The sequence below is a fragment of the Plantactinospora sp. WMMB334 genome, assembly GCF_049179095.1.
GTDB lineage: Bacteria > Actinomycetota > Actinomycetes > Mycobacteriales > Micromonosporaceae > Plantactinospora.
In genome coordinates this window covers 7,403,360-7,429,311 of record NZ_JBMHME010000002.1, presented here as the reverse complement: position 1 = coordinate 7,429,311, position 25,952 = coordinate 7,403,360, and the positions used below count along the sequence as shown (strand labels likewise).

General features: G+C 69.3%; 16 protein-coding genes. 5 read left to right on the top strand and 11 right to left on the bottom strand.

The features are described from left to right. Window positions 1-5: 5 nt before the first annotated feature. Both ACN27G_RS32245 and ACN27G_RS32240 read right to left on the bottom strand, forming a co-directional pair. The gene (locus ACN27G_RS32245) at window positions 6-3,110 is read right to left on the bottom strand and encodes a discoidin domain-containing protein (RefSeq protein WP_421496436.1); all 3,105 of its coding nucleotides are present in this window, start codon (window positions 3,108-3,110) and stop codon (window positions 6-8) included. A gap of 335 nt (window positions 3,111-3,445) precedes the next feature. Beyond that, complete coding sequence (locus ACN27G_RS32240) at window positions 3,446-4,972, bottom strand: hypothetical protein (protein ID WP_421496435.1); 1,527 nt, start codon at window positions 4,970-4,972, stop codon at window positions 3,446-3,448. 504 nt (window positions 4,973-5,476) lie between these two features. On the opposite strand from ACN27G_RS32240, the gene ACN27G_RS32235 reads away from it, so the two are divergent. Next, entirely contained in the window at window positions 5,477-6,706 is a 1,230-nt protein-coding gene (locus tag ACN27G_RS32235) for an alpha/beta fold hydrolase (protein ID WP_421496434.1), read from the top strand. A 157-nt stretch (window positions 6,707-6,863) separates the two neighbouring features. Here ACN27G_RS32235 and soxR read toward each other — a convergent pair whose 3' ends face one another. The 3 genes from soxR to ACN27G_RS32220 form a co-directional block, all read right to left on the bottom strand. Further along, window positions 6,864-7,388, bottom strand: coding sequence for a redox-sensitive transcriptional activator SoxR (gene soxR / locus ACN27G_RS32230; RefSeq protein WP_421496433.1), 525 nt, complete (start codon window positions 7,386-7,388; stop codon window positions 6,864-6,866). A gap of 61 nt (window positions 7,389-7,449) precedes the next feature. Next, window positions 7,450-7,854, bottom strand: coding sequence for a superoxide dismutase, Ni (sodN, locus tag ACN27G_RS32225; RefSeq protein ID WP_421496432.1), 405 nt, complete (start codon window positions 7,852-7,854; stop codon window positions 7,450-7,452). Next, entirely contained in the window at window positions 7,854-8,363 is a 510-nt protein-coding gene (locus ACN27G_RS32220; protein ID WP_421496431.1) for a flavin reductase family protein, read from the bottom strand. Before ACN27G_RS32220 ends, sodN begins: the two co-directional genes overlap by 1 nt. Before the next feature lie 501 nt (window positions 8,364-8,864). Here ACN27G_RS32220 and ACN27G_RS32215 point away from each other — a divergent pair. From ACN27G_RS32215 to ACN27G_RS32200, 4 genes are all read left to right on the top strand, one after another. Beyond that, a complete protein-coding gene (locus tag ACN27G_RS32215; RefSeq protein ID WP_421496430.1) occupies window positions 8,865-10,280 on the top strand; it encodes a cellulose binding domain-containing protein in 1,416 nt (471 codons plus the stop codon). 53 nt (window positions 10,281-10,333) lie between these two features. Continuing rightward, window positions 10,334-12,109 carry a cellulose binding domain-containing protein gene (locus ACN27G_RS32210; RefSeq protein WP_421496429.1) on the top strand — a complete coding sequence of 592 codons (1,776 nt, stop codon included), beginning with the start codon at window positions 10,334-10,336 and terminating at the stop codon, window positions 12,107-12,109. Between the two features lie 82 nt (window positions 12,110-12,191). Beyond that, window positions 12,192-13,688, top strand: coding sequence for a non-reducing end alpha-L-arabinofuranosidase family hydrolase (locus ACN27G_RS32205; protein ID WP_421496428.1), 1,497 nt, complete (start codon window positions 12,192-12,194; stop codon window positions 13,686-13,688). Window positions 13,689-13,768: 80 nt separating this feature from the next. Beyond that, the gene (locus ACN27G_RS32200; protein ID WP_421496427.1) at window positions 13,769-15,343 is read left to right on the top strand and encodes a glycoside hydrolase family 43 protein; all 1,575 of its coding nucleotides are present in this window, start codon (window positions 13,769-13,771) and stop codon (window positions 15,341-15,343) included. A gap of 68 nt (window positions 15,344-15,411) precedes the next feature. Here ACN27G_RS32200 and ACN27G_RS32195 read toward each other — a convergent pair whose 3' ends face one another. From ACN27G_RS32195 to ACN27G_RS32170, 6 genes are all read right to left on the bottom strand, one after another. After that, window positions 15,412-16,686: a glycoside hydrolase family 1 protein gene (locus ACN27G_RS32195; protein WP_421496426.1), complete on the bottom strand. Its 1,275-nt coding sequence runs from the start codon at window positions 16,684-16,686 to the stop codon at window positions 15,412-15,414. Further along, window positions 16,683-19,877 (bottom strand): family 78 glycoside hydrolase catalytic domain, encoded by a 3,195-nt coding sequence (locus tag ACN27G_RS32190; protein ID WP_421496425.1) that lies wholly within the window; start codon window positions 19,875-19,877, stop codon window positions 16,683-16,685. Before ACN27G_RS32190 ends, ACN27G_RS32195 begins: the two co-directional genes overlap by 4 nt. Window positions 19,878-20,110: 233 nt before the next feature. Then, complete coding sequence (locus ACN27G_RS32185) at window positions 20,111-21,370, bottom strand: ABC transporter substrate-binding protein (RefSeq protein WP_421496424.1); 1,260 nt, start codon at window positions 21,368-21,370, stop codon at window positions 20,111-20,113. Beyond that, window positions 21,367-24,096 carry a family 78 glycoside hydrolase catalytic domain gene (locus ACN27G_RS32180; protein WP_421496423.1) on the bottom strand — a complete coding sequence of 910 codons (2,730 nt, stop codon included), beginning with the start codon at window positions 24,094-24,096 and terminating at the stop codon, window positions 21,367-21,369. The genes ACN27G_RS32185 and ACN27G_RS32180 overlap by 4 nt, the downstream gene beginning before the upstream one ends. Beyond that, window positions 24,093-24,914 (bottom strand): carbohydrate ABC transporter permease, encoded by an 822-nt coding sequence (locus ACN27G_RS32175; RefSeq protein ID WP_421496422.1) that lies wholly within the window; start codon window positions 24,912-24,914, stop codon window positions 24,093-24,095. The genes ACN27G_RS32180 and ACN27G_RS32175 overlap by 4 nt, the downstream gene beginning before the upstream one ends. Next, entirely contained in the window at window positions 24,911-25,825 is a 915-nt protein-coding gene (locus ACN27G_RS32170; protein ID WP_421496421.1) for a carbohydrate ABC transporter permease, read from the bottom strand. The genes ACN27G_RS32175 and ACN27G_RS32170 overlap by 4 nt, the downstream gene beginning before the upstream one ends. Window positions 25,826-25,952 lie beyond the last annotated feature (127 nt).

The window sequence follows — 25,952 nt, the reverse complement described above, 5'->3', positions numbered from 1 at the left end:
ATCTGTCAGAAGCCGGTCCGGCCCGCGCCGTACGGATAGAGCGGGTTGCCGTAGTTGGTCGGCACCGCCTGTCCGGCGTTGATGCGGTTACGGATCTCGGTCCGCTGCGCCGCCGTGGCGCCGAGGTCGTACGGCAGGTCCCACTGCTCCGTCGCGTCGGCCGGAATGTCGGTGCCGCCCGGCCGCAACACCTGGTCGAGGCTGCGCGGCAGTTGCCAGGGCAGCCTGCCGCCCGGCGCGTAGTCGCCGAAGAGCAGGCTCGCCAGCGCCGGACCCATCTCCTCGCCACCGCGATAGGTGACCACGATCGCACTGGCCAGGTCGTGCCACTCGGTGATCACGTACGGCCTGGGCAGCACCAGGGCGACGACGACCGGGATGCCCTGTCGCTGGAAGTTCTGGATCAGGGCAAGCTGGTCCGGCGGCAGGTACGGCTGTTCCTTCACCCACTGCGTGCCGTGGGTGTACGAGCCCTCGCCCACGGCCACGACCGCGAGCTTCGGGTTCGGACCGGTGTCCTGGTGCACGTTGACCCCGGCCGTCGCCGCGCGGGCCCGGACCGCGTCGAGGATGGTCTTCGACCCGTACTGCTCGTGGAAGTAGCTGGTCCAGACGCAGCAGGCGCCGCCGTCCGTGGCGCGGGGGCCGGCGACCACGATGTTGTCGCCCGGGTTGAGCCGGATCGGCAGCACGCCGGTGTTCTTCAGCAGCGTCATCGACCTGCGCGCCGCCTGGTTGATCAACTGCGTGTACGCCGGCTGGTGGAACCGGTAGGGACCGTTGACCGGGTCGCCGTACGGCGTCTCGAAGATGCCGAGCTGGAACTTCAGCCGCAGGATCCGGCGTACCGCGTCGTCGATGCGCGCCGCCGGCACGTTGGCGGTGAAGGTCGCGATGGAGAAGCCCGCCGCACCCGGGTCGGCGCCGCCCATCACGTCGGAGCCGGCCCTGGCCGCCCCGACCCAGGAGCCCGACGGCAGCCAGTCGGTGGTGATCAGGCCGGTGAAACCCAGGTTCTGGCGCAGGTAGGCGAGGATCTTCGCGCTGTCACCGGCGCCGGGTCCGCCGGGGTCGAGGTAGGAGCTTCCGGCGTACCCGGGCATGATGTTGACCGCGCCGGCCTCCATCGCCGCCCGGAACGGGATCATGTGGTACTTGATGGTGACCTCGTCGAAGACGATGAGCGCCTCGCCGCCCGCGCCCTCGCCGGGCCAGTGCTTGACCGTCGCCAGCACCGACCTCGGGTTGAGTTCGGGGCCGCCCTGCAGGCCGGCGACCAGCGCCCGCACCTGGGCGGCGGCGACGTCGGCGTTCTCGCCGTTGCCCTCCTGGATGCGCGGGTAGATCACCTTCGTGCCGACCTCCGCGAGCGGGCCGAGCACGCCCCGGGTGCCCACCTCCAGTTGCTCGCGCCGCTGGAGGTCGCCGAGCCGGTAGTCCAGTGGGTAGTCCCTCGCGGCGGCAAGCGCGCTCTGCGTCGGCCAGGTCGTCTCGTACCCGTGGATGGTGTCCCCGGCGGAGACGAACGGGATGCCCAGCCGGGTGCCGGAGGACGCGATCAGCATGGTGTGCAGGTCCTGCGGCTGGGCCGGGCCGAAGTGCCAGCCCGAGCGCGGGAACGCCTGGGCGTTGTAGAACATCTGGTACGCCTTCTCCTCGGCCGTCATCCGGGAGAGGAGGTCGTTGACCCGGGCCTCGACCGGCTGCCGCCAGTCCTCGTAGGGCTCGACCGAGCCGTTCCGGTTGAGGTCGCGGGCCCCGTTGACGATGCCGACGCCGTCGGCGACGGTCTCGATCTCGGGCAGGTAGACGCTGAACCGGCGGATGTTCGAGGTGGTGGTCGTGCCCGATCCGCCGACCGCGACGACATACCACTTGTAGGTCCAGCGGTCGGGGAGGTCCCAGCTTGGCGTGTAGCTGGTGCCGGTCGGCTCGGCGACCCTGGTGTAGAGGTCGATGAGGTTTCCGGGCTGGGCGAAGTCGTAGTCGGTGCGGCTGACGTTGATCCAGACCTGGTACCGCGCCGCGCCGCCGACCGCGGCCCAGGACAGGGCCGGGCGCCGGGTGCTGGTCACCATCGCGCCGTCGGCCGGTGCGGAGAGCGCGAACTGACCGGTGGTCGCGGGTGGCCTGGTCGGTCCGGAGAGCAGGGGCGGTGTGGTGGCGCCGGTGTCGACGGTGCCGAAGACCTGGAACTCCCAGAGCGAGTAGCCGTAGCCGGTCGCCCGCGCGGTGCCGGTCAGCCGGACGAACCGCCCGGTGCCGCTGACGGCGAGCGTCTGCACCCCGCCGGTGCCCGCCGCCGTCGAGTAGACGGTGGTCCAGGTGGTGCCGTTGGGCGACGTCTCGATGCGGTACGCCGTCGCGTACGCCGATTCCCAGTTGAGCACGACGCGGTTGACCGTGGCGGTGCCGCCGAGGTCGACCTGGATCCACTGCGGGTCGCTGAACTGGCTCGACCAGCGTGTGGTGGTGCGTCCGTCGAGCGCGGCGGCCGGGGCGTTGCCGCCCTCCCAGCTGGAGGCCGTGACGGGCTTGAACTCGGAGATCGGCGTGCCGGTCGGCGGTGGGGTGGTCCCGGTCGTGCCGAAGACCTGGAACTCCCAGAGCGAGTAGCCGTAGCCCGTGGCCCGCGCCGTGCCGTTCATCCGCACGTACCGGGCGGTGCCGTCCACGGCGAGGGTCTGCACCCCGCCGGTGCCGGTCGTCGTGCTGTAGATCGTGCTCCAGCTCGTCGCATTGGCCGATGTCTGGATCTGGAATCCGGTCGCGTAGGCCGCCTCCCAGTTCAGAATCACCTGGTCGATGGTGGCGCTCGCGCCCAGGTCGACGTAGATCCACTGCGCGTCGTCGAAGGCGGAGGACCAGCGGGTGCCGGTGTCACCGTCCACGGCCGCGCTCGCCGGTGTGCCGGCGCCCTCGGTCGACGACGCGGTGACCGGCCTGCCCTGGGACAGCAGGGCGCCCGCGGCGCGGGCCTCGTCGCCCGTCAGTGCGGTGTACGACCCGAGCAGCAGGACGAGTACGGCGAGGATCGCGGTCCTGGCTCTGGCTCTGACCGGTCCTGTGTCCGACGGCGGCGACAGGCGGGGAACTGTGGAGGGGATCATGGGGACTCCTCTGGTGCGTGTCAGCGGTTCGCTGGGGACGGGTGGTCGGCGCGCGTGCATGCGTGAGACATGGCGGGGTCTCCCGACCTGTGAGCGGTGGCGGCAGTCTTCGGCACCCGCCGGAGCGGGCCGTCGACCGGCCCGTCCGGCGCGAGGGTGACCGAGAGAGCGCTCTCAGCACTGAGTTTTGTCGATCCATCCCCCACTGGCAAGAAATCTCGGCCAGGCGATCCACGGACCGGAGTACTTCTTCGGTGCCGGCCGCGCCGATCCCGCCCCGGGTGCCGATGTCTCCATCAGACCCGGGGCGGGACACCGGCGCGGCCCGGTCGTTGCTACGGCCTCGGCTTGGGGTCGGGGTAACAGTGGAATCGGAAGCGGGAGCTCTTGTCATTGATCGCCGCCGCGAGCGGCTTGTTCAGGACCAGCTCGGAATGGGTGTGCTCTCCGTTGGAGAGGCCGATGGTCAGGTCCCGGTCGCTGACCTTGAAGATCAGTTGATCGTTGGCGGTGATGTAGGTCTCGAACAGTGACTCTGGATGATGTTCGGCGAAGTTCCGATCGCCCTCAAGCCTGATCAGGTGGCCGGCCTCAGAGCCCCCGGCGGTGTGCATGGTGAGATCGATGCCGCGGACCTGGTACAGGAACGAGTCGCCGTAGCGGATGGGCCTGAACTGCGAGCCGTCGTGTGACCTGGCGAAATCCAGGTCGCCGAGCATCCACAGGGACGTCCCGCTGCTGATACCGTCCCTGGCGGTCACCGTGAGGAAGTCATGCGTCACGGACTGCAGGATCAGGTAGCTACCCTCGTTGCACCGCGGCTCCTTGAGCTGGAACAACGGCGGGTTGGGCGTGCTCTTGTGCGCCTGTAGCGCGGCCATGACGGTCGAAAATTCAGGCGTGATGTACGTGGCGCGAACCTGATTGGTGCGGGTGTTGACCAGGTTGTCAGCGTGCGCCAGGGCGCTCTTGTACTCCGGCTGCTCGGGCGGTTTGGGCGCGATGATGCCAGACCAGGACATCACGCCGCTGTCGTACAGCGTCTTCTTCAGGTAGTTGTCCCGGACATAGATCCTCGCCCGGGAATAGCACCACACGGTGGCGCACTCATTGGGGAAGGTCTGGATGTGGCGGGTGAAGCGGCCGTTGAGGTGCTGATCGAATTTGGCTTTCAGCTCGTTGAGGAAGACGATGCTGTCGTCCGCCTCCGTCGTCCGAGCGGCAGCCAGGTCGCGCCAGCTCTGCAGTCGCGCCGTCTGGGTTTCCATGGCGAGTTCCAACGTGGCCATCTTGACGCCGGCCAGGGCGGTCATGCCCGGCAGGGCGGCGAAGCTCAGGGTTCCGCCCGTCGACTCGAGCGAGCTGAGAGATGTCCAGATGCCGTTGAGGAACGCCACCCGGTCCTGGCGGTCGGAGTCGGTGGGGTAGTCCGGCAGCTTCGGCAGGTTCTCCAGCCGTTCCACCTCGTCGTTGAAGTTCCCATCGAAGATCTCGACCATGTTCTGCTCGAATACGATCTGCGCCTGCTGTATGGCGATCTCCGTCAACTGCTGGGCGACGCTCTCGCCACCGCACAGCCAGCCCGAGCCGATGTCGGACAATAGGCCGATTAGACCCGAGGCCGGCCCGGCGCCCGGAACGGGCACGATACCGGCGGCGTCGCCGATGAGGCCCAAGACATCCGCCGCCTTCTGGCAGTCGTTGCTCGCGGCGGTCCGCGCGTGGGCGGGGTCGGCGGTGGCAACGGTCCCGGGCACGAAGGCGAGCAAGGCGGCCAGAACAGCGAGCAACCGCAGGGGCGTCGCGCTGCGCCGTCGCCCGGGTTCTCTGTTGAATGTCGGTCTTCTGAGTTTGATGCGCATCGCTGTCGAGCCGTCCCTTCGTTCGTCCCCCCAGGCCGCGACGATGCCTGCACCATTAACCGAGGGTGGGTCAGCACCGGAAACGTGCCGAGGCTCGGATGAGGCAGGCCCGCCGCCAGCAGCCGATGCGTCTGGCATCGCGCATGCGGGGTGAGCTCGCCGGGCGAGCGTATGGGCGGCCCAGGCACCGACGCTTGAGGAAGATCTGAGGAAAGTATTGACAACGCTGATCAACCGATGAGGTCTCCCCAGAGTGGGCCGCCGACCAGCACATCCGCGACGTCGACCCGCCGATGTCGGTATCTGGACAACACATGGACCCGTAGACCGATCCTGAGTGCCGGCTCTCGCACGTCCGCCCAGCAACGCCGCTCGCCGTGTACACCCGCCACGGACCAACACCCACCGGCCCCGACGGCCTGTCCCGACAGGCGCACGGGCGGCCAGATCAACGTGTCGGAGACTCGGCAGGAGAACAGCAATGCCGTCTGTACGATCCCAGCCATGGCACATAGGACATACCGGTTCGGCCACTACGAGCTGGACATAGATGGCCTCGAACTGCGGCAATGCGGTCTGGAAGTCCGGATCGAACCCCGAGCCTTCGACGTGCTGTGCTACCTGGCCACGCACCGGCATCGCATCGTCAGCAAGGACGAGTTGCTCCGAGCTGTCTGGCCGGACGGCTTCATCACCGAGGCGGCACTCTCCACAGCCCTGCGCACCGCTCGCCTCGCCGTCGGCGACACCGGCACCCGGCAGGAGGTCATCCGCACCCACCACCGGCGTGGCTACCAGTTTCTCGCCGGCCTGAACCCTCCACCGGCCACCACACCAGGCACCGACGATGCCACAGCACCAGCCAGCCCACCGGACGGACGCGACTGCACCACATCCGCCGAGACCGTCAGCTTCTGCTTCACCAACGACGGCACCCGGATCGCCTACGCGGCCTCAGGCACCGGCCCACCCCTGGTCAAGGCCGCCAACTGGCTGGCCCACCTCGACCTCGACCGGACCTGCCCGATGTGGACGCACTGGGCGGACGAGCTGACCCAGAGCCGACGCCTGATCCGCTACGACGCACGCGGCGGAGGCATGTCCGACTGGTGCCCGCCGGCCAGATCACCCGAGCAGTGGGTGGACGAACTCGACGCCGTGGCCGACGCCGCCGGGCTCGACCGCTTCCCGCTGGTCGCCGCGGCCGACGGTACGGCCATCGCCATCGCGTACGCCGCCCTGCGGCCCGAACGAGTGACCCGGATGGTCCTCGTCGGCACCCACGCACGGGGTCGACACGCACGAGCCGACACCGGACTGGATCAGAAAGCGGCCGACCTCGACCTCGACCTGGCCACGGTCGGCTGGCAGACCCGCAACCGCCGCTACCTGCGAGCCTTCGCCGCCCAATTTCTCCCCAACGCTCCTGCGGAGGCATGGGACTCACTCATCGACTTCCAACGACGAACGACCTCACCCGGCAACGCGATCCGCATGCTCGAGACCATGTCACACGCCGACATGTTCCCCTTCGCCACGAAGATCACCTGCCCCACGCTCATCCTCCACTCCCGAGGAGACACCCGGGTTCCCGCCACGGAAGCCACCGAACTGGCCGCACTCATCTCCGGCAGCCGACTCGTCACGCTCGACAGCCGCAACCACCTGCTGACCGCCGCCGAGCCCGCCCGGGCCGTGGCGGGAAAACACATCACCGACTTCCTGGCCGAATAGGCCGACCTCTGGGGCCGTCCTGATCCCCGGCGTATGTTCCCGGGAGGTTTCGGAGGCGGTTCAAGCCCACATGGACAGAAGCGAGCCCTGGCCAGCGGAAGCACTGGCCAGGGCTTACCTGGCGCACCCGAAGCCGTTACTCGCAGACCCCCGGTCGTTATCGATAGAGCTCGTCGAGGCGCACCGGCCCCTGACCACGTTCGCTGAGTCCATCGCCCGGGTTGAGGAGGCTGCATGCCTTCATCGAAAGGCATCCACACCCTATGCAGCCGACCAGCTCATGCTCGAGATTCTCGATGTACCGCCGACGATTCTCCAGTTCACTTTTCCAGGACCGTGAGACGCGTTGCCAGTCCCGATGGGTCGGCGCATGGTCGGTGGGCAGGGTGGCGAAGACCTTGGCAACTTCGACGAGATGGATTCCGAGCCGTTTGGCGACGAGGATGAGTGAGATGCGGCGAAGCATGTGCCGCCGGTAGAGGCGCTGGTTGCCATCGCTTCGCTCGGCGACGATGAGTCCTCTGCCCTCGTAGAAGCGCAGAGCGGACGCGGGCACCCCGGTACGGGCGATGACCTCCCCCATGGTGAGGCGGTCCTCTGGGCTCGCACCCTCGCCGCCCGCACCGCCTTCGGAGGTGGTTCGGGGCCGGTGTGCAGCTGACGAGGCGGTGCGCGATGGCATGCGTCCTCCTCCGAGCGGCGTGTGCGGAACCGGGTGCCGGGGCACACCCGGTTCCGCCGGATCAGCTCTGCTTGGTCTCCCAGAAGATCTTCGAGATCTCCTCGATCTTCGTGAGGAGTTGCTCCGCGACGGCCGGGTCCACGGAGCCCTTCACGCCACTGGCGCCGGCCAGCTTGGTGGCCTCGTTGAAGAGCGTGTGCAGCTGCGGGTACCTCTCGAAGTGCGGAGCCTTGAAGTAGTCGGTCCACAGAACCCAGAGGTGATGCTTGGCCAGTTCGGACCGCTGTTCCTTGATGACCAGCGAGCGGGACCGGAACTCCGGGTCATCGCTGGCCTGGTACTTCTCGCAGATCGCCTTGATCGATTCGGCCTCGATGCGGGCCTGGGCCGGGTCGTAGACGCCACAGGGGAGATCGCAGTGTGCGCTCGCGACGTGGCGGGGGCGGAAAAGGCGGGGCAGTGGCATCAGATTCCTTCCGGCAACAGTGATGAGGTGACGAACCTGCTGGCGTGATAGATCAGCCGCCCGTCGTGCGGACCGTGAAAGACCTCCATCACGGAGGCGACGACGAGAGTCGCGTCGCCGACCGCCACACGTTGCAGCGGCCTGACGCGAAGTGCGGCAAGGGCGCTGGGCAGGATCGGTTCCCCGGTCGGCAGAGTGCTCCAACCCTGTTCCGGGGTGAAGCGTGGTCGGCCCGCCCGGGCGAAGTCCCGGGCCAATCCGGCGTGCCTGGCCCCCAGCAGGTGGACGACGAAGTTGGGCGCTTCGAGGAGAGCCCGTGCCGTGGGCGTGCCCATGAGCGAGAAGGACAGTGCCGGTGGCGTCCTTGACACCGACGCGACGCTCGAGGCGGTCAACCCGACAGGTCCCTGAGCGCCGACCGCACAGATGACGGCGACACCCGTCGGGTACCGACGAAAGGCCTCCCTGAATCGCTCGGTCAACGGCTCCCGCGCCGTTCCCTCATCCACCACGAAAGCCTAAAACCTCAACCACGCTTCAGGTCAACCGTCGGCCGGCTCCGGACAGGTTGACAGCGGCGCGGCCGACCTCCCGCGTGGCGTCGAGCACCGTCGGGACGCCGGCTACCGCGTTGCGACGCGGTACCAGGCTGGGGCTACGAGGGTTGCGTGCAGGTAAGGGCCGAGTTATGTTATCGATCACATCGATAGCTGCCTATGCAAACATCCCGGGCCACTCTGCCTCGACGGTTGCAGTCGCCCACCTTCCCACCACCCCCTCATAAGAGGAGAGACCAGATGGTCATCCGCTCAGGTCGCTCCAGGTTCCGGTCCACGATCGTCGCGTTGGCGGTAGCGGCGCTCGTGGTCGGTGGAGCGGCAACCGTGGTGTTTCAGTCCACTACTCCCGCGCTGGCGGCTTCGCCGGTGGAGGACGAGGGTGCCGATTGTCCGGTGTCGGTGCCTGGTTCGTTGACGGCGAACTCGCGGCTGCCTGACCCGTTCCGGAGGTTGGACGGCACGCGTATCTCCAGCAAGGCCGACTGGCGGTGCCAGCGGGCGCAGGTCAGGGAACTGGTCGAGCGTTACGTCTACGGTGACAAGCCGGCGAAGCCGTCGAGTGTGACCGGCACGGTGTCGGGCAGCAGTATCACGGTGAACGTGTCGCACAACGGTAGGAGTTCGAGTTTCTCGGCGAGTGTGCAGCTGCCCGGTGGCAGTGGCCCGTTCCCGGCGGTCGTGGTGTTGGGCGGGTTCGGCGCGGACACCGCGGCGATCCGGTCCGCCGGCGCGGCGGTGATCAACTATGACCCGTACGTGGTGGGTCGGGAGGGCACGCCGCGTAGCAACAAGCAGGGCGCGTTCTACAGCATCTACGGCAACACGAGCAGTACCGGGTTGCTGGCCGCCTGGTCGTGGGGGGTGAGCCGGATCATCGACGTGATCGAGTCCTCCGGCGGCAACGTCCTGCGTACCGACATCGGCGTGACCGGCTGTTCCCGGTTCGGTAAGGGCGCCTTCGCCGTGGGTGCGCTGGACCAGCGGATCGCGTTGACCATGCCGATCGAGTCCGGCAGCGCCGGTGTGCCGATCTTCCGGGGCATCCCGGGCGAGGGTGCGCAGAGTCTGAGCAGCGCCTACGGCGAGCAGCCGTGGCTCGGCGACGCGTTCGGCTCCTTCACCGGCAACCCGAACAACCTGCCGGTGGACACCCACGAGATCGTCGCCATGGTCGCCCCGCGTGGCCTGTTCATCATGGACAACCCGCACATCGCCAACCTCGGCCCCCGCTCGGCCAGCGTGGCGGCGCTGGGCGGAGCGGAGGTCTACAAGGCCCTCGGCGCGGGCGACAACATCACCTACTGGTCCGACGTCTCCGACGGCAGCCACTGCGCCAACCGCGCCGAGTGGCGAACCCCGCTGCAACAACACATCCAGAAATACCTCCTCAAAACCGGCAACGCCCCCGGCACCATACGGATCGCCAGCAAAGCCGCCGGCAACCTCTCCCAGTGGCGCGACTGGCAGACCCCGACCCTCACCGACGGCCCGACCACCCCACCACCCACCGGCCAACCCACCACCCCACCACCCACCGGCCAGCCCACCACCCCACCCCCGACCACCGGCGGCCCGACCGGCGCATGCTCGGCCTCGTACCGGCAGGTGAACTCGTGGCAGGGCGGCTTCCAGGGCGAGGTCACCGTACGCGCCGGCACCTCGGCGCTCACCGGCTGGTCCGTCGGGATGAGCTTCCCGGGCGGCACCACGATCAGTCAGCTCTGGAACGGCACGCTGAGCGGAAGCGCCCCGAACTATACGGTGCGTAACGCCTCGTACAACGGTTCGCTGGCGGCGAACGGTTCGACGACATTCGGCTTCCTTGGCGGCGGTACCGCCGCGACGCCGACACTGACCTGCGACTGAACGCACCCGGCTGATCCCCGGGGTGGTCCTAGACGAGTTTGTGGAGTGAGATTGTGAAGAAGTTTCGGGTTGTGGTGGTGGCTGCGGCGACCGCCCTGGTGACGATCGCGGGAGGAGCGCTGACCGCTCCGCCGCTGTTGGCGGCGACGCCTGACCTCACCGTGAACACCGGCTCGTCGTTCCAGACGATCGACGGGTTCGGTGCGGCGACGCCGATCTTCAACGGTTCCGGTGGCCCGTGGACGGACAGTGAGACGCAGACCCTGGTGGGTCTGGGTCCGGGTCAGCTCGGTATGTCGATCGTCCGGACGGTGATCTCGCCGGTGTCCAGCGAGTGGGGCCTGTACGCGGCCAGCCTGCGGACAGCGAAGTCGTACGGCTCCGATGTCAAGATCCTCGCCTCGCCGTGGACGGCGCCGGCGAACTTCAAGACGAACAACAGCCGGGTCAACGGCGGGAAACTACGCACCGACTACTACGACGACTACGCCAACCACCTGAACAGCTACGTGCAATACATGAAGGGTCAGGGCGTCACGATCGACGTGACCTCCGTGCAGAACGAACCGGACTGGCACCCCAACTACGACTCGATGGACTGGACCGGCACCGAAATGCGCAACTGGGTCCGCGACCAGGGCGCGAAGGTCAGGGACACCAGCCTCATGGTGGGCGAGTCCCTACGATTCAACCGCGCCTACACCGACCCCACACTGCAGGACCCCACCGCCCGCAACACCATCGGCTACGTCGGCGGGCACCTCTACGACGCCGAGAACAGCGGCAACCTCTCCCCCTACCCACTGGCCACCCAGCACGGCAAGAACCAGTGGATGACCGAATGGAACCTGCACGCCGCCGACGGCAACGGTTCGAACATCTGGGGCAACCCCAGCAACGCCGCCGTCTGGAACGAAACCCTCGACGACATCATGCGCACCGTACACCGATCCATGGAATCCGGCTGGAGCGCCTACGTCTGGTGGTACGGACGCCGCTTCTACTCCTTCATCGGCGACGGCGACGCCCAGTACGGCACCACAAAAGGCACAGTCCTGCGGCGCGGCCAGGCATTCTCGCAATACGCCAAATACGTCCGCCCCGGCGACCGACGCGTCGCCCTGTCGAAGAGTTCGCGGACCTCGGCACTGGAAGTCACCGCCTACCAGGGCCGGGGCAAAACCACACTGGTGATGCTGAACCGTTCGAACAACACGGTCAACAACGTCGTCGTCCAGACGCCGCGAAGCATCTCCACCGCCGAATACACCGCCACCTCGCAGAACCAGGGCGCCGCGTCACAACCAGTCAACCTCAGCGACGGACAGGCGACCATCACCGTCCCCGCCCGCAGCATCTCCACCATCACCATCACCGAAAGCACCACCACCCCCACCACCCCACCCACCACCAACCCCACCACACCACCAACCGTTCCACCCACCACCCCACCCACCACCACACCACCCACCACCACACCACCCACCGTCCCGCCGACCACCCCACCCACCGGCACCGGAACCTGCCGGGTCACCACCTCGATCAACGCATGGAACACCGGCCTGACCGCCAACCTCACCATCACCAACACCGGCACCAGCGCCGTCAACGGCTGGTCGCTGAGATTCACCCTCGCCCCCGGACAGACCATCACCTCCGGCTGGAACGCCACCTACACACCAACCAACGGCCAGATCACCGCAACAAACGCCAGCTACAACGCCTCCATCCCACCCGGAAGCTCCACCACCATCGGCTACCAAGCCAGCCACAACGGCAACGACACCCCACCGAACGGCTTCACCCTCAACGGCAACACCTGCAGCTGAACACACCGCTCCGGACGGGTCCGGCCAATGCCGGGCCCGACCTGCGCACCTCGCAGATATCGGCGATATACGCATGAAGTGAATGAATGCATCACCCTCATTTCGTCAGGAGTGTCTTGTGGCCAGACTCAGATCTACCAATGTTGCCCTGGCATCGGCTGGCGTCGCGTTGCTGGCGTCGGCGGCGGTTGTCGTGGCGGTGCCGGCCGGCGCCGCAGCCGCAGGCTGTTCAGTGAACTATGCCGTCTCGTCGCAATGGCCGGGCGGCTTCGGCGCCAACGTGACGATCACGAACCTGGGTGATCCGTTGACCGGTTGGACGTTGACGTGGTCGTTCGGCGCCGGGCAGACGGTGACGCAGGCGTGGAACACGTCACTGACCCAGAGCGGCTCGGCGGTGACCGCCAGGAACGTGAGCTACAACGGTTCGGTGCCGACCAACGGCACGGCGTCGTTCGGCTTCAACGGGTCGTGGACGGGCAGCAACCCGGCACCGACGAGCTTCGCCGTGAACGGCGTGACGTGTACCGGCAGCACAACGCCGACCACGGCACCACCCACCACCGCACCACCCACCACGCCGCCACCCACCACGCCGCCACCCACCACGGCACCACCCACCACGCCGCCACCGACCACGGCACCACCCACCACCCCGCCGCCGACCGGCACGTGCAATCTGCCGTCGTCGTACCGTTGGTCGTCGACGGGCCCGCTGGCGCAACCGAGGTCGGGGTGGGTCTCACTGAAGGACTTCACCCACGCCCCCTACAACGGCCGGCAACTCGTCTACGCGACCACGCACGACAGCGGAACGACGTGGAGTTCGATGAACTTCGGCCTCTTCACGAACTGGTCCGACATGGCCTCGGCCAGCCAGAACGCGATGCCGTTCTCCGCTGTCGCGCCGTCGCTGTTCTACTTCGCCCCGCGCAACATCTGGGTGCTGGCCTACCAGTGGGGTGGGCCCGCCTTCTCCTACCGGACCTCGACCGACCCCACCAACGTGAACAGCTGGTCGGCGCACCAGACACTCTTCACCGGCAGTATCTCCAACTCCAGCACCGGTCCGATCGATCAGGCGCTCATCGGCGACAGCACCAACATGTACCTCTTCTTCGCCGGGGACAACGGCCGGATCTACCGGGCGAGCATGCCGATCGGGAACTTCCCGGGCAGCTTCGGCTCGAACTACGCCACGATCATGACCGATTCGCAGAACAACCTCTTCGAAGGCGTCCAGGTCTACAAACTCCAGGGCCAGAACCGGTACCTCATGCTCGTCGAGGCGATCGGCGCGAACGGCCGCTACTTCCGCTCCTTCACCGCCACCAGCCTCGGCGGCACCTGGACCCCACAGGCCACCTCCGAGAGCAGCCCCTTCGCCGGCAGAGCCAACAGCGGCGCCACCTGGACCAACGACATCAGCCACGGCGAACTCATCCGCAGCAACGCCGACCAGACCATGACCGTCGACCCCTGCAACCTGCAGCTGCTCTACCAGGGACGTGACCCCAACTCCGGCGGCCAGTACGGCCTCCTGCCCTACCGACCCGGCCTACTGACACTGCAACGCTGACACAGGACCAGACGGGCGCAACGGCGGGCCCGGCCTTGTGCCGGGCCCGCCCGGCCATTCGCCCGGGTACGGTGAACCGCGTGGCCCGCGTGCGCAACCCGATCCTTCCCGGGTGCTATCCCGACCCGTCGGTCTGCCGGGTGGGTGACTCGTTCTACCTGGTGACCTCGACGTTCGAATACTTTCCCGGCCTGCCCGTCTTCCACAGCACCGACCTGGTGAGTTGGCAGCAGGTGGGGCACGTGATAGATCGACCCGGCCAGCTCGACTACCAGGGGCTGCGCTACTCGCACGGCCTGTTCGCCCCCACGATCCGGCACCACGACGGCGTCTTCTGGGTCGTGTGCACCCTGGTCGGCACCCCCGACGGGGAGCCGGGCGGAAACTTCGTGGTCACCGCGACCGACCCGGCTGGCCCATGGTCTGACCCGGTGTGGCTGGACGAGGACGGCATCGACCCGTCCATCTTCTTCGACGACGACGGCCGCGTCTGGCTGCACGGCACCCGCCCGGCGCGCGAGCCGACGTGGCCCGGGCAGACCGAGGTGTGGGTGCGCGAGCTCGATCCGGTCAGCAGGAAACTCACCGGCACCGAGCACGTGATCTGGCACGGCGCGGTGCTCGGTGCCGTGTGGGCCGAGGGCCCGCACCTGTACAAGGTGGACGGCGCCTACTACCTGCTCGCCGCGGAGGGCGGCACCGAGTTCCACCACGCGACGTCGGTGGCCCGGGCCGAGTCGGTGACCGGGCCGTACGTGGGGAACAGGTCCAACCCGGTGCTCACCCACCGGCACCTGGGGCGGGGCATGGAGATCGTCGGTGTCGGGCATGCCGACCTCGTGCAGGCCGTGGACGGCTCGTGGTGGGCGGTACTGCTCGGCATGCGACCGTACGGCGGATACCACTACAACCTGGGCCGCGAGACGTTTCTCGTGCCCGTGGTCTGGGAGGACGGGTGGCCGGTGTTCGCCCCCGGCGTCGGCCGGATCCCGGACGAGGTCGAGGTGCCGTTCGCCGGTGAGCCGAGGCCGGGCGAGGCGCAGGGCTCCACCTCCGGTGTCGTACCGCCGGGAAGCCTGCGCTGGACGTCGCTCCGCGGGCCGGCGACGGAGTTCGCCACCCCGGACGGCCAGGGCTGGACGCTCGCGGTGCGGCCGGCCACCCTGACCGAGCCGATCACGCCGGCATTCCTGGGCATACGCCAGCAGCACCAGGACGTCGACGCACGCGCCGTCGTCGTCGCTCCCCTGGCGCCCGGGGAGGAGGCAGGACTGGTGGTGCGGCAGAACGAGCGCGACCACGTGACGCTCGCCATCACCGCCGGCGACGACGGCACCCGGCGGGTACGCGCCATGCACCGGCGCGCCGACGTCGAGACCGTTATCGGTGAACTACCCACGCCAGCGCCCGACGGTCCGGTGACCCTGGTCGTCAGCACGCGCGGGCAGGAGTACGCGCTGCTCGCCGCCCCCGACGGCGGCGAGCCCGGACTCGTCGCGGTTGCCGACGGGACGACTCTGGACAGCACTGCCACCGGCGGGTTCACCGGAGTCTGGCTCGGCGTCTACGCCACCAGCAACGGTCGGCCGACGTCCACCCGTGTCCGGGTGGAACACCTCAGCTACGAGCCCCGCGCGCTGTCCCCTCCGCGCTGAGCACCGCCGCCGCGGGCGCTGACGATCCGTCGGAAGCGGCAGTGATCCGGCTTCCGGCGGCAGGTCCGCTAACCGCCCGTCGTGTCCAGGCGTCCGGTGGCCGCGATCCTGGCGAAGGCGTGGGCGCTGGGCCTGGGAGTCCGCGCGAGGTCGTTGGCGTGGTCGACGGCGATGAGACCGAACTTCGGACGGTATCCTTCGCTCCACTCGAAGTTGTCGAAGGCGGACCAGTGCAGGTAACCGCGTACGTCGACACCTTCGGCACGCGCCCGGGCGAGCGCGGCGAGATGGGTGCGCAGGTAGTCGATCCGTTCGGCGTCGTCTTCGGTGGCGATGCCGTTCTCGGTGACGTAGAGGGGCAGGCCGGTCCGGGCGGCGCGGTGCAGCACCTGCCGCAGCCCGTCCGGGTAGTTGGCCCAGCCCATCTGGGTGCGGGTGAACCGGTCGGGTGGGTCGGCGAAGAACGTGGGTGCGGCGGGGTCGACCCACTGCTTGCGGTAGTACTGCACCCCGAGCCAGTCGCCGCGATCGGGTCCGGTGAGGCCGTCGAGGTACAGGTCGACGATCTCGTGGCGCATGAGGCGACAGAAGGCGTGGCACGCGTCGTCGTCCCGGATCGGCGCGAGCAGCGGCAGGTTCACCGCGAGGCCGACCCGGGACCGCGGTGCCGCGTCGCGGACGGCGCGCACGGCGGCGTGGTGCGCGGCCAGCAGGGTACGGCCGGCCCGTTTCCACAGGACGGGGTTGGTGATCCCGGGCGGGTGGTAGCCCTCCAGGTAGCCGTGCAGCGCCACCATCTGCGGCTCGTTGACGGTGCACACGTACGGCATCAGGTCGCCGAGCTCGCCTGCGACGTACCGGCAGTAGCGGGCGAACACGTCGACGGCGTCGGGGGCGAGCCAACCGCCGGCGGCGGCGAACCAACGCGGGAGCGTGAAGTGGTGCAGGGTCACGAACGCGGTCATGCCGGTGCCGGCCAGCGCGGTGAGTACCCGCCGGTAGTGGCCGACGGCGGCGCGGCTGAACTCACCGGGCGCCGGTTCGACGCGTGCCCACTCGACGGAGAGGCGGTGGGCGTTGTGGCCGAGGGAGGCGAGCAGGGCGAAGTCCTCGCCGTACCGGTGGTAGTGGTCGATGGCGTCGCCGGAGGGTTCCCGGGCGGCGGTGCGCGGGTCGTGTTCGAAGTCCCACCAGTCGCTGTTGACGTTGCCGCCCTCGACCTGGTGCGCCGAGGTGGCGCTGCCCCACAGGAAGTCGGCCGGGAAGTCGACGCCCACGATGCTCCGATCCGGGAAGGGCGTGGCCCGGCCCGCCGGACGGCGGGCCGGGCCACGCGGCGTCACGTGTTGACGGTGGTGAAGGTGTAGGTGCCGGAGCCGACCCGGTAGACGGCGTAGCCGTCCTCGACGCGGACGAGGTCGGCCCGGTCCGGGGTGCCGGCCATCCGGCCGCCCCGGATCGGTACCCATACCTCGGCGCTGGTGTTGGTGGGGACGGTGACCGTGAGCCGGAACGACCGCTCGCTCCTGCGCCATTCGGCGCGTGCCTCGCCGGCCGGGGTGCGGTAGCTGCCCCTGGCGTAGGTCAGGTCACCGACGATCTTCGGCTGGAAGACCAGCTTCCGGTACGCCGTCGATCCGGCGGCCTCCCGGATGCCGGCGATACCGCTGTGGAACCACTCCTCGATCTGGGCCAGGATCATGTGGTTCTTCGAGTCGCCACGGTTCCACCGCTCTCCCATCGTCGTCATGCCGCCCGGGTTGGCGGTGGTGGATTCCATGAAATAGCCGTAGCTGGGCTGCTCGTCCTCCTGCAGCAGATCCCACAGCACGTCGTCGCGGCCCGCCGCGGCCAGCGCCCGTACGGTCGGCGCCATGCCGATCGTGCCGCCGCTGAAGTGCGGTCCGTCGCCGTTCGGGTGGAACGCGTAGACGAGCTCGACAAGCGCGTCCAGCACGGCACCCCGCTCGCTCTCCGGCACCAGGCCGGCGTCGAGAGCCAGGGCCTGCGCCGCCTGGGTGGCGCCGGCGGTGCCGGCGTCGCCGGTCGCGGTGTAGCGGCGCAGCGTGGTGTTGTAGAAGTGGCTGTTGAAGGCGGTCCTGATCTCCGCGGCCAGCGCCGAGTATCTCTCGGCGTCGGCGCCGTGCCCGGTCAGCCGCGCCATCATGGCGAGCTTGTTGATCATCGTGTAGTACCCCCAGGTGCCGGTGATCCGGCCGGAGGTCTGCTCGGCCGAGACCCAGTCGGCGAGGGCGGCGTCGACGATGTGCGCGTCCGCGCCGGTGCCGGCCTTCTCCCGCTGGATGTAGTCGGCGAAGGTCACCATCTGGTCGTAGTAGCGGGCCATCGTCTGGGTGTCGCCGTAGAGCTCGTACAGCATCGCCGGTACGAGGACGATGGCGTTGCCCCAGTTGATCTCGTCGCCGAACCGGCCGCTGTAGCCCCAGTCGTACACCGGGGTCTTGAGGGCCACGTTGCCGAACATCGGGGTGTCCGCCCGGGACTGCCCCTCGACCAGGTGGTGCATGGTGGTGCGCAGGTATGCGGCGAGTTGGTGGTTGCGGTGGATCGCACCCATCGGCATGGTGTAGTCCGCCGGATAGGAGAGCTTCTCCCGGCCCGGGCAGTCGGTGAAGACCGACATGATGTTGCCGGCGAAGGAGTAGCGGGCCATCTTGTTGATCCGGTTGATCCGGGCGTTCGAGGTGACCACCTCACCGGCGACCGGCGTGGCCGCCTGCAACCGCAGGCCCCTGATCGTGTCCTTGGTGGGTACGTACCCCTCGGGCAGTCCGGTGACCTGGACCCACTGCATTCCGAAGTAGTTGAAGTCCGGATGCCAGGTCTCCCCGCCCGGCAACCCCGCCGTGGTGTAGGTGTTGAACAGGTCGACGCCCCGGCTGCCGCCACCGCCGCGCAGCGACGCCTGGTCGACGGTGCCGTCCGGGGCGAGTGACTCGGCCGGGGACATCCGCACGGTGGTGCCGGCGGGTGTTCCCTTGAGCCGCAGTTGGGGCCAGCCGACGATGTTCTGCCCGAAGTCGAAGACCCAGGTGCCGGGGGCGGGACTGGTCACCGACACCGGGGTGAACGTCTCGACGACCTTCACCGGCTCGGCGGCGCGGGCGACAAGCCTGGTGGCCAGGTTCGGCGGCGGGGCGATGCCCGCGTCGACCCAGCCGGTGGCGGTGCCGTCGCGGCGCTTCGCGGTAGCGGAGAGGTCGGCGCCGGGCTGGTCCCAGCCGGGCTGCTCACGGCGGGCGTCGTAGTCGGCGCCGGAGTACCAGGCGTCGGTGACCAACGGCCCGAGTGCGGCGCGCCAGCGACGGTCGGAGACGACGACGTCGCGGCCGCCGCCGGCGTACGAGATCTCCAGGCGGGCGATCAGGCGCGGGGTGACGGCCGCGCCGGCGCTCGCGTCGCTGGCCGCGATGTTGTTGCCCGATCCGGTCACCAGCGCGCCGGCGGTGTGCGGCTTGGCCAGCCCCGGCGTGAAGCTGATCCCGGTGCCGTCGGTGCCGGCGGTGCCGATCGCGGTGATGACCCGGGACTCCAGGCGGTCGCCGCCCTCACCGGTGTCGACGTTGATCGTGCCGCCGACGTGGTAGTTGGCGACGCTGTCCAGCTTCACGGTGGTCGCACCGGTCTCGACGTCGGCGACCAGCGCGCCACTGCCCTTGAGCTGGCTCTGCCACCACGAGTACGGTGCGGTGCGGCCGACCGCAGGGTTGGTGACGCTGCGGCGCACGTACGCGGGGCCGTTGCCGAGCTGGACGCCGAGGGTGTTGCCGCCCCTGCGCAGATCCCCTGTGACGTCATAGCTGCGGTACTCGCTGGAGAGCTGGTAGTTGGAGTTGCCGGGGGCGAGTACCTCGTCGGTGAGGGTGCGGCCGTTGAGCGTGGGCTTGTGCAGGCCGACGCCGGAGAGGTAGAGCCGGGCGCCGGTTATCGTGCGGCGGCGGTCGACGGTGAACTGGCGGGCCAGGATCGGCATCGGCTGGGCCTCGGTGCGGCCCGGGTACTCGATCCAGCGTGCCGTCCCCCAGTCCGAGGGCGAGAGCAGGCCCAGTTCCCAGCCGGACGTCCGGCTCCAGTCGGAGGGCCGACGGTCGGCGTCCCAGACGCGGACCTGCCAGACCACCTGCTGGCGGGAGGCGAGTGGCCGGCCGGCGTAGGGGATGCCGGTCTGCCGGTCGGAGGTGATCTTGCCGGAGTCCCAGAGGAGCCGGCCACGCTGGAGGTCGCGCACGCTGCCCGCCGCCCGGATCTGGTAGGCGGTCTGCCGGTCGCCGGGGCAGGCCGCCCGGGAGTGCCGCCGGTGGCACGGGTGGCTTGCGGCGCGCCGTGTCTCGGCGATCTGCCAGCCGAGGGTCGGGGTGGGATTGTCGATGCCGAGCGGTGCGTCGTGGCGGCCGTCGACCTGCAGGTTCACCACCTCGACGTGAGGTCGGCCGCCGGCGTGCCCGGCGGCGGGGGTGGCGCTGAGCGCCTGCGGCGCGAGCAGGGTCAGGCACATCCCCACTCCCGTCAGCATGCGCCGACGATTTCTGACTGATGACACTGCTGCCCTCCCTTGTCGCCGGCCACGTTCAGGCGCCGGCGGAGCCGTCCTGCGTCTGATCGGTCTGCTGGTGGTGCCGTACGGCGGACGTGTCGCACCGTTGCGCGACCGCACCGGAACACGCGGCATCACGTGCCCGGCCCGTGCGCGCCGGGGTGGCCCCGCCGGAGTGACCCGGCCGGCGGGGCCGGGATGGGATGTCGGGGCTAGCTGCCGGACTTGTAGTCGGCGTCCATCGCGGCGAGAACCTTGTCCGGGGTGGACTGGTTGCTGAAGATTTCCTGAAGGCCGGAGAGCATGGTCTGCTGCACCTTGGCGTTGGGCCAGAGCTGGTCCATGAACGGCACGGTCCGGTTCTCCTGGATGAAGGTGTTCAGTTCGGCGATGCCGGGGTCCACGGCGGAGCCGCTGTCCGGCAGGGAGGGCAGGCTGCCCTGCTTGCCGTTGAACACCTTCATGCCCTCCGGCGACATGACGAAGTTGACGAACTTCAGCGCGAGGTCTTTGTTCTTCGCCTTGGCGTTCACGCCGTAGCCGGCGCCGGCCGCGGCGGGCATGAAGAACGAGGCGGGGTCGTCGGTGGCCGGCAGCGGCTTGAGCACGTAGGTGCTGGCCGGGTTCTTGCCCTTGAGCAGGGCGACGACCCAGTTGCCCTGGATGATGCCGAGCGTCTTGCCGGTGGCGGCGAGTTCCTGGCTGGCCTCGTAGCTGGTGCCGAGCGGATTCTTCTGGAAGCAGCCGCCGGCGTTCATCTCCTGGTACTTCGCCATCGCGGTCGTCCACGGCGAGTTGGCGAAGGTGGCCTGCCCGGCCTGCATCCTGGTGTCGAAGTCCGGGTCGGCGGCGTAGACGGTGGTGGCGACCAGCGCGTACAGGGCGAGTTGGGTGACCCAGTTGTCCTGGATGCCGAGGGCGAACGCGGGGGTGCCCTTGGCGGCGGCGGCCCTGCAGAAGGCCAGCAGGTCGGTCCAGGTGCCCGGCGGCTGCAGGCCGGCCTTCTCCATGGCCTGCTCGTTGTAGAGGGCGCCGATGCCGTTGAGGCCGAAGAGCGCGTTGTAGGTCCTGCCCTCGTACTGCGCGACGCTGCGGACCGCGTCCGGCAGCTTGGCCGCCCACGGCTGGTCGGAGAGGTCCAGCAGGTAGCCGGGCTCGGCCAGCACGTACGTGGCGCCGGGGTTGCCGTTGCCGGGCCAGACCGTCATCACGTCCGGGGCGGTGCCGGAGGCGAGCTGGGTGCGGATCTGCTGCTGGTACTGGTCGGCGCCGCTGGTGGTGAAGTTGACCTTAACGCCGGGGTTGGCGGCCTCGAATGCCTTGACGACGTCCTCGATCGAGCCCTGGTCGACCGAGGCGAGGGTCAGGGTGTTGTCGTCGCCGGAGCCGGCGTTGGTGCCGCTGCTGCACGCGGCGAGCAGGGCCGCCGCGGTGACGGCCGCTGCCACGGCCGGAAGGGTGCGTATCTTCATGGTGTCTCCATGGGGGAAGGAGCGGGTTGGGTGGTCGCGCCGGGTGCCGCGGCGCTGACGGTGTAGCGGCCGGACGCCAGCCGCAGGGTGACCCCCACGGCTGCCGGCTCGACCCCGAGAACTCCCGGCCGGCCGGCCACGGGTGCGACGTCCTCACGGACGCTGTCCGGGTCGGAGGTCGGTATCTCCAGCAGTGCGGTGCTGCCGGGGGGCACCGTGACGGTCACGGTGATCCGGCCCTCTTCGATGGACCAGCCGCAGGCGACCCGTCCCCGTACGGTCTCCTGCTCCGCGCGGGCCCAGCCGAGCCGGCCGCCGGGCAGCGGGCGGAGCAGAAGTTCCCGGTACGCCACCGACGAGGCGGTCTGGTCGATGCCGGCGACCCGGCCGTAGAGCCAGTCGCCGACGCTGCCGAGGCTGTAGTGGTTGAACGAGTTCATCGCCGGGGACTGGAACCCGGCGTGGTCGGTCCAGCCGTCCCAGCGCTCCCAGATCGTGGTGGCGCCGTGCCGGATCGAGTAGCCCCAGGACGGGTACCCGTCCTGGTGCAGCAGGGCGTAGGCCAGGTCGGCGCGGCCGTGCTCGGCCAGTACCGGGCAGAGCAGCGCCACCCCGACGAACCCGGTGGTGAGGCGGTGGTCCCGCTTCTCGATGTCGGCGGCGAGGTGTCCGACCGCCGCCGGCACCAGCCGGCGCGGCAGCAGACCGAACGCCAGCGCGAGCAGGTACCCGGTCTGGGTGCCGCCCTCGACGACCCCGTCGTCATCCACATAGGATTCGACGAACGCGGCGTGGATGCCGTCGTGCAGGGACCGCATCTCGGTCGCCTCGTCGTGCCGGCCCAGCACCTGCGCCGCCTCGGCGACGAGCTGGGCGCTGTGCGCGAAGTACGCCGTCGCCAGCACGTCCCGGGGAGTGGTCGCGTCGACCTGGAGCCAGTCGCCGTAGGAGTTGCCGGTGCGGTGCCGCCACCGCAGGTCCGGATTGTGCCGGCGCACGTGGCGGACCCAGCCGAGCATCGCGTCGAAGCTGCGCTCCAGGGTGCGGCGGTCGCCGTAGCTGCGCCACAGGTGCCAGGGGACGATCACGCCCGCGTCGCCCCAGGCCGGTGCGGCCTCGCGGGTGACGGAGACGACCGGGGCGACGTCCCGGAACGCGCCGTCGGGGTCCTGGCCGTCGACCACGTCACGCAGCCAGCGGGCGAAGAACGCGGAGACGTCGGCGTTCCGGCTCGCGGTGGGCGCGAAGATCTGCGCGTCGGCGAGCCAGCCCAGCCGCTCGTCACGCTGCGGGCAGTCGGTCGGTACGGCCAGGAAGTTGCCCCGCTGCCCCCAGGCGATGTTCGACTGCAGCTGGTTGACCGTCGGGTCGGAGCACTCGAACCGGCCGGTGAACGGGGTGTCGTTGTGCAGTACCCGGGCGGTCACGTCCGCCGGCCGCAGCTCACCCGGATGGTTGTCGACCTCCAGGTAGCGGAAGCCGTGGAAGGTGAACCGGGGCTCGAAGACCTCCGCCGGACCACCGGCGGCGACGTAGACGTCGGTGGCCCGGGCCCGGCGCAGGTTGTCCACGTACAGATCGCCGCCGCCGTCGAGGACCTCGGCGTGGCGCAGCACGATCCGCCGGCCGGGCCCGGCGTCGCGGAGGGTGAGGCGGACCCGGCCGACCAGGTTCTGGCCGAAGTCGACGACGTACCGGTCCGGCCCGGCCCGCCGGACCTGGAGGGCGGGCAGCTCCCGGGTGACCCGGATCGGCTCGTCCGGCTCGGCCACCAGCGGGCCGGGCACGGTGTCCAGGATTCCCGCCGGCACGAACCCGTCGGGCTCGCCGACGGTGTCCCAGCCGGGCACGTGCCGGCGGGCGTCGACCTGCTCACCCATCAGCAGGTCGGCGACCCGGATCGCCCCCGACCGCTCGGTCCAGCCCGGACCGGTGGCGATCACCTGCCGGGAGCCGTCGGTGAAGTCGACGACCAGCTGGGCCAGGAGGGCGGGCTGGTCGCCGTAGTGCCGGGCCGGGCGGCGGGCGTCGAAGCCGACGAACCCGCACCACCAGCCGTCCGCGACGATCGCCGCGAGGACGTTGGCGCCCTCGCGTACCTGGTCGGTGACGTCGTAGGTCTGGTACTGCTGCCGGCGGTGGTACTCGGTCCAGCCGGGCGCGAGTTCCAGGTCGCCGACACGCACGCCGTTGAGCCTCGGTTCGTAGACGCCACGGGCGGTCGCGTAGAGGCGTGCCCGCGCCGGCGGCCAAGCCAGGTGGAAACGGTGGCGCAGGTAGAGCGGCGGCGCGACCAGGGAGGACTCGGTCTGCACGTCGTCGCCGGGCGGGTCGGCCGGTGGCAGGGCCAGCGGGTCCCGGCCAACCCACACCGCGGTCCAGTCGTCGAGGTGCAGCAGGCCCGTCTCGAACCAGCTCTGGGCCCCTCCGGCCAGGACGCCGCTCTCGTCCCAGACCTCGACCCGCCAGTGGTAGCGGGTCGCCGACCGCAGCACCGGGCCGTCCCACGGCACGCCGATGCTGTCGGCGGAGTCGCGGCGCCCGCTGTCCCAGACCAGCCGGTCGGGGTCGTCCAGGTCCGCCGCACGTTCGGCGGCGGTGATCCGGTACGCGGTCTGCGCCGCCCCGCGCCGGGTCGACTCCAGCTTCCAGGACAGCCTCGGGCGCGGCTCGCCCAGGCCGAGCGGCTCGTGCCGCTGTTCCGTCGTCAGGCCGTACGGTGTCATCCCTTGAGCCCTCCGGCGAAGCCGTTGATGATGCTGCGTTGCAGCGCGAAGTAGACGGCGAGGATCGGCACGATGCTGATCACGAGCGCGGCGAAGATGAGGTTCCAGTCCGAGACGAACTGGCCGACGAAGCCGGCCAACGCCACCGGGACGGTCTGCTGGTCGCTGCCGGAGAGGTAGAGCAGCGGGGTGAAGAAGTCGTTCCACACCGCGATCGCGTTGAGCACCAGGGCGGTCACCGTGATCGGCTTGAGCATCGGGAAGACGACGTACCGGAAGACCTCCAGCGGCCGGCACCCGTCGATGAGTGCGGCGTCCTCGAAGTCGCGGGGCAGCGCCCGCATGAAGCCGACGTAGAGGAACGTGGTGAACGGCACCTGGAGGCCGGCGTAGAACAGGATCAGCGCCCAGACGCTGCCGAGCAGGCCGAGGTCGCGCATCGTCTGGTAGAGCGGCAGCGAGGCGAGCTGGAACGGCAGGATCAACCCCAGCATGATCAACAGGAACATTCCCCGCGACCATCTGGCGGTCGCCCGGGCCAGCGGGTAGGCCGCCAGCGAGGAGACCGCGAGGACGATCAGCACGCTGGCGGTGGTCACCAGCACGCTGTTGGCCAACGCGCCGCCGAGCCCGCCCTCCTGCCACGCCTGGGTCAGGTTGTCCAGGGTGGGGCTGGTGGTCGGCCGGATCGGTGACGAGGTGTCGGAGGTGGGCCGGATCGCCAGGTTGACAAGCACGTAGAGCGGGAAGGCGACGACAAGCGCGGCGGCGATCATCACCATCTCCAGGCCGAACGTGCGCCAGCGGTAGCGGTTCACGACGCGGCCCTCTCGCTGCGGGACAGCACGAGGTACTGGCTGGTCGAGGCGACCGCGACGATGACCGTCAGGACGACCGCGAGGGCGATGCTGTAGCCGAACTCGCCGAGGGTGAACGCCTCCTTGTAGATCAGCGTCGAGATCGTGTCGGTGGCGTGCCCGGGGCCGCCCCCGGTCAGCGCGTACACCTGGTCGAACAGCTTGATGCCGCCGATGATGGAGAGCATCAGGTTGATCGTGAACGCCGGTGCGAGCAGGGGCCGGACCACCCACCAGAACCGGCGTACCGGGCCGGTGCCGTCGATCGCGGCGGCCTCGTAGATCTCCTTCGGCACCGATTGCAGCCCGGCCAGGAAGATCACCATCGAGTAGCCGGCGAACTGCCACACGATCACGCCGACGATCGCCCAGAGCGCCAGTTGCGGGTCGCCCAGCCAGTTCTGCCGCCACGACTCCAGCCCGACCGCGCCGAGCAGGCTGTTCACCGCACCGTCCGGTCCCAGCAGGTTGCGCCACAGGTACGCGGTCACGATCGGGGTGATCACCGCGGGAGCGAACAGGAGCACCCGTAGCACGTTCCGCGACTTGATCATCGTGTTGACACCGAGCGCGAGCAACAGACCGACGCCGTTCTGGATGATCGTGATCGCCACCGCGATGACCAGGGTGTGCCAGATCGCCTGCCGGGCGTTCGGGTCGTCGACCATGGTGGTGAAGTTGCCGAACCCGACCCAGGAGAAATCCGGACTCAGGCCGTCCCAGTCGGTGAACGCGTAGTAGACGCCGCGCACGCTCGGGACCAGGACCACGAAGGCGAACAGCAGCAGCGCCGGCACCACGAACCACCACGGAGGCGTACCGCCCGAGCCCGGGCGGCGTGCCCGGTCGCGCCTGTTCGGAATAGTTGTCATCTATCGGATCTACTTCCTTGGAACGTTTCATCCGGGCCGGCGTACGGAGGGGCTTCCACGGCATGACAACACGGAGAGTAAGTGGGCAACGTTTTCCAAGATGTTGCGCCTGACCCTAGGAGTTCAC